The sequence below is a fragment of the Mesorhizobium sp. M2A.F.Ca.ET.067.02.1.1 genome (assembly GCF_004023285.1).
Classification (GTDB): domain Bacteria; phylum Pseudomonadota; class Alphaproteobacteria; order Rhizobiales; family Rhizobiaceae; genus Mesorhizobium.
Genome location: NZ_RZSB01000497.1, coordinates 1 through 4,509, shown reverse-complemented (window position 1 = coordinate 4,509; position 4,509 = coordinate 1). Strand labels below are relative to the sequence as shown.

At 63.4% G+C, this 4,509-nt stretch carries 3 protein-coding genes; all 3 read left to right on the top strand.

Going from position 1 to position 4,509, the window contains the following annotated elements:
• Positions 1-1,117 (top strand): acetyl-CoA C-acetyltransferase (locus EOA28_RS26025; RefSeq protein ID WP_148670855.1); only part of this gene is annotated, 1,117 nt, incomplete at its 5' end.
• A gap of 122 nt (positions 1,118-1,239) precedes the next feature.
• Complete coding sequence (phbB, locus tag EOA28_RS26020; RefSeq protein WP_126080779.1) at positions 1,240-1,965, top strand: acetoacetyl-CoA reductase; 726 nt, start codon at positions 1,240-1,242, stop codon at positions 1,963-1,965.
• A gap of 815 nt (positions 1,966-2,780) precedes the next feature.
• Positions 2,781-4,509 (top strand): helicase-related protein (locus tag EOA28_RS26015; protein WP_281060923.1); only part of this gene is annotated, 1,729 nt, incomplete at its 3' end.

Genomic DNA, 4,509 nt, shown 5'->3' with positions numbered 1-4,509 from the left:
CTTCGCCGCCACGCCGGCGCATGAGCTAGGCGCCGTGGTCATCAAGGAACTGCTCGCCCGCGCGAGCGTCGAAGCCGCGGAGGTCGACGAGGTCATCCTCGGCCAGGTGCTGACCGCCGCTCAAGGACAGAACCCGGCCCGTCAGGCCTCGATCAATGCCGGCCTGCCGAAGGAAACGACGGCCTGGGGCCTCAACCAGGTTTGCGGCTCGGGCCTGCGCGCCATCGCGCTCGGCATGCAGCAGATCGCCGCCGGCGACGCCAAGGTGATCATCGCCGGCGGCCAGGAATCGATGTCGTTGTCGCCGCACGCCGAGCATCTTCGCGCAGGTGTGAAGATGGGCGACTACAAGATGATCGACACCATGATCAAGGACGGCCTGTGGGACGCTTTCAACGGCTACCACATGGGCAACACCGCCGAGAACGTCGCCCGCCAGTTCCAGATCACCCGCGAAACCCAGGACGAGTTCGCGCTTGCCTCGCAGAACAAGGCCGAGGCCGCGCAGAAGGCCGGCAGGTTCAAGGACGAGATCGTCGCCTTCACCATCAAGGGCAAGAAGGGCGACACCATCGTCGACCAGGACGAATATATCCGTCATGGCGCCACGATCGACGCCATGACCAAGCTGAGGCCCGCTTTCGACAAGGACGGCACGGTCACAGCCGCGAACGCGTCCGGCATCAATGACGGCGCCGCCGGCGCGCTGCTGATGACCGAGGCCGAGGCCGCCCGCCGCGGCATCACCCCGCTGGCGCGCATTGCTTCCTGGGCGACCGCCGGCGTCGACCCGGCGATCATGGGCACCGGTCCGATTCCCGCCTCGAAGCGGGCGCTGGAGAAGGCCGGCTGGTCGGTCAAGGACCTCGATCTCGTCGAGGCCAACGAGGCCTTCGCCGCGCAGGCCTGCGCCGTCAACCAGGGCATGGGCTGGGACCCCTCGATCGTCAACGTCAATGGCGGCGCCATCGCCATTGGCCATCCGATCGGCGCGTCCGGCGCCCGCATCTTCAACACGCTGGTCTACGAGATGCGCCGCCGCGGCGCTAAGAAAGGCCTTGCCACGCTGTGCATCGGCGGCGGCATGGGCGTCGCCATGTGCGTGGAAGCGATCTGAACAGCCAATTGCGAATAGAGAGTAGCGAATAGGGAAGAAAAAGCGTCGCGGCGGGACATCAGACCCCTACTCGCTATTCGCTACTCCCTATTCGCTCAGTCGATTTCTAAAGGGAGGACCACATGAGCAAGGTAGCAATTGTCACCGGCGGAACGCGCGGCATTGGTGCTGCGATATCGGCCGCCTTGAAGAACGCCGGCTATTCGGTCGCCGCCAACTATGCCGGCAATGACGAAGCGGCTCAGAAATTCAAGGCCGAGACCGGCATCCCGGTCTACAAATGGTCCGTCGCGGACTACGATGCCTGCGCCGCCGGCATCAAGCAGATCGAAGCCGATCTCGGTCCGGTCTCGGTGCTGGTCAACAACGCCGGCATCACCCGCGACGCCATGTTCCACAAGATGACGCCGGCACAGTGGAAGGAAGTGATCGACACCAACCTTTCCGGCGTCTTCAACATGACGCACCCGCTGTGGAGCGGCATGCGCGACCGCAAGTTCGGCCGCGTCATCACCATTTCCTCGATCAACGGCCAGAAGGGCCAGGCCGGCCAGGCCAATTATTCGGCGTCGAAGGCCGGCGACATCGGCTTCTCCAAGGCGCTTGCCCAGGAAGGCGCCCGCGCCGGCATAACCGTCAACGTGATCTGCCCCGGCTATATCGCGACCGAGATGGTCAAGGCGATCGACGAGAAGGTGCTCAACGAGCGCATCATCCCGCAGATCCCGGTCGGTCGCCTCGGCGAGCCGGAAGAGATCGCGCGCTGCGTCGTCTTCCTGGCTTCCGACGAGGCCGGCTTCATCACCGGCTCGACCATCACCGCCAATGGCGGCCAGTACTTTGCCTGACGGCATTTGTCGCCACGGCGGCTCCTGTTAGCGAATAGGGAGTAGCGAATAGGGAAGAACGGCGGCGTCAGCGCGGCGGTTATCAGATCCCTATCCCCTATTCCCTATTCGCTACTCTCTATTCGCTCCAACTTGCCTCAATTCGGGACGCAAAAGTTAACGGCCCGGCCGCTCTCTGTGCACAACCCTTCTGACAAACTGTGAATCCTCGGTGGGCAAGCTGTGGATAACACCATATTTAGGGGTGAACAAACCGGGAAACTTCTTGCATCTCTGATTCGTCGCCGATTCGTTCTGGCTTTGGTCGAAAAGTTAACCGCAGAAGCGGAAAACGTTACCCAAATCGTTAAAAGCGATTAAGAAAATTCAACAAATTCATAACCTTGACGACACCTCTCCAATCGACCGCGACCGTTCACCGGCAAAGGTTAACGGCGACGCGATCCCGGCGGTGGCAAAGCATGAATCGGGCCAGTTTCCCGATTCAGCATGTGGTGAGACTCACCGTCAAAAAATCCACATATAGCCGTGAACAAAACCTGAATCAGAACGAGTCAGCGATTCGTCGCTGATTCGTTCCAGACTCGTTCCAGCCGTTAACGGCAGGCGGTTTTGACCGAGTCCGTCGATTCCCGCCTGCCCAAAAGAACATTCCGCTTTCGCTCGGCGTCCTAAATCCCTATGTGTCGGCTGTCACACGCGGCGGCGTCGCCGCGCTTCCGACCAAAAGCATGATCCCGAAAAGTGGGAACCGGTTTTCGGAGAAAGATCATGCTCAAAGAATCGAAGCGGCAGAAACACTCATTTCCGAGCCGATGAATATCCAGCCGAAACACTCTCAGCCGCTTATCCTTTCGGGCCGCGACGTGACGGCCGTGCTTGGCCCCACCAACACCGGCAAGACCCATCTCGCCATCGAGCGCATGGTCGCGCATGAGACCGGCATCATCGGCCTGCCGCTGAGGCTGCTTGCCCGCGAAGTCTATGCGCGCGTCTGCGAGAAGGTCGGCGCCCACAAGGTGGCGCTGATCACCGGCGAGGAAAAGATCGTGCCTGCGGGCGCGCGATACTCGGTCTGCACCGTCGAGGCGATGCCGCGCGAGACCGACGCCGCCTTCGTCGCCATCGACGAAGTGCAGCTCGCCGGCGATCTCGAGCGCGGCCATATCTTCACCGACCGCATCCTGCATCTGCGCGGCCGGCAGGAGACGCTGCTGCTGGGCGCCGCCACCATGCATGGCATCCTGCAGCGCCTGCTGAAGGGCGTGTCGGTGGTGACGCGGCCGCGCCTGTCGCACCTTGCCTATGCCGGCTCGAAGAAGCTGACCCGGCTGCCGCGGCGCACGGCGATCGTCGCCTTCTCGGCCGACGAGGTCTATGCCATCGCCGAACTGATCCGCCGTCAGCAGGGCGGCGCCGCCGTCGTGCTCGGCGCGCTGTCGCCGCGCACCCGAAACGCCCAGGTGGAGATCTTCCAGTCCGGCGACGTCGACTATCTCGTCGCGACCGACGCCATCGGCATGGGGCTGAACCTCGACCTCGAGCACGTCGCCTTCGCCCAGAACCGCAAGTTCGACGGCTACCAATACCGCAACCTGAGCGCGGCCGAGCTCGGCCAGATCGCAGGACGCGCCGGCCGGCATCTGCGCGACGGCACGTTCGGCGTCACCGGGCAGGTCGACCCGTTCGACGAGGATCTGGTCGCCAAGATCGAGGCCCATGATTTCGACCCGGTGAAGGTGCTGCAATGGCGCACCGCCGATTTCGATTTTTCCAGCCTCGACGCGCTCAAGCGCTCGACCGAGACCAATGCGCCGGTCGAGGGGCTGACCCGCGCGCTGCCGGCTGTCGACGCGCAGGCGCTGGAGCATCTGTCGAAGGACGGCGACATCCGCGCCTTGGCCACCGGCAAGGATCGTGTCGCGCTGCTCTGGGAAGCCTGCGCGCTCCCCGACTACCGCAAGATCGCGCCGGCCCAGCACGCCGATCTTATCGCCTCCATCTATATGGACCTTGCGCGCCATGGCCATGTCGATGAGAATTACATGGCCGAGCAGGTGCGGCGCGCCGACACGACGGAAGGCGATATCGACACGCTCTCGCACCGGATCGCGCAGATCCGCACCTGGACTTTCGTCTCCAACCGCCCTGGATGGCTGGCCGATCAGCTACACTGGCAGGAAAAGACGCGCGAAATCGAAGACAGATTGTCGGATGCGTTGCATGAGCGGTTGACGAAACGCTTCATAGACCGCAGGACTTCCGTCCTCATGCGGCGCCTTAGAGAAAATACCATGCCTGAAGCCGAAATCAGCCCAACCGGAACCGTCCTCGTCGAAGGCCATCATGTCGGCGAGTTGCAGGGGTTCCGCTTCACCGCCGACCAAAGCGCCGGCGGCGAGGACGCCAAGGCGGTGCGGATCGCCGCTCAGAAGGCGCTCGCGGCCGAGTTCGACGCGCGCGCCGAACGCTTTGCCGCCTGCGCCAATGGCGACCTGGCCTTGGGCTCCGACGGCGTCCTGCGCTGGATCGGCGCGCCGATCC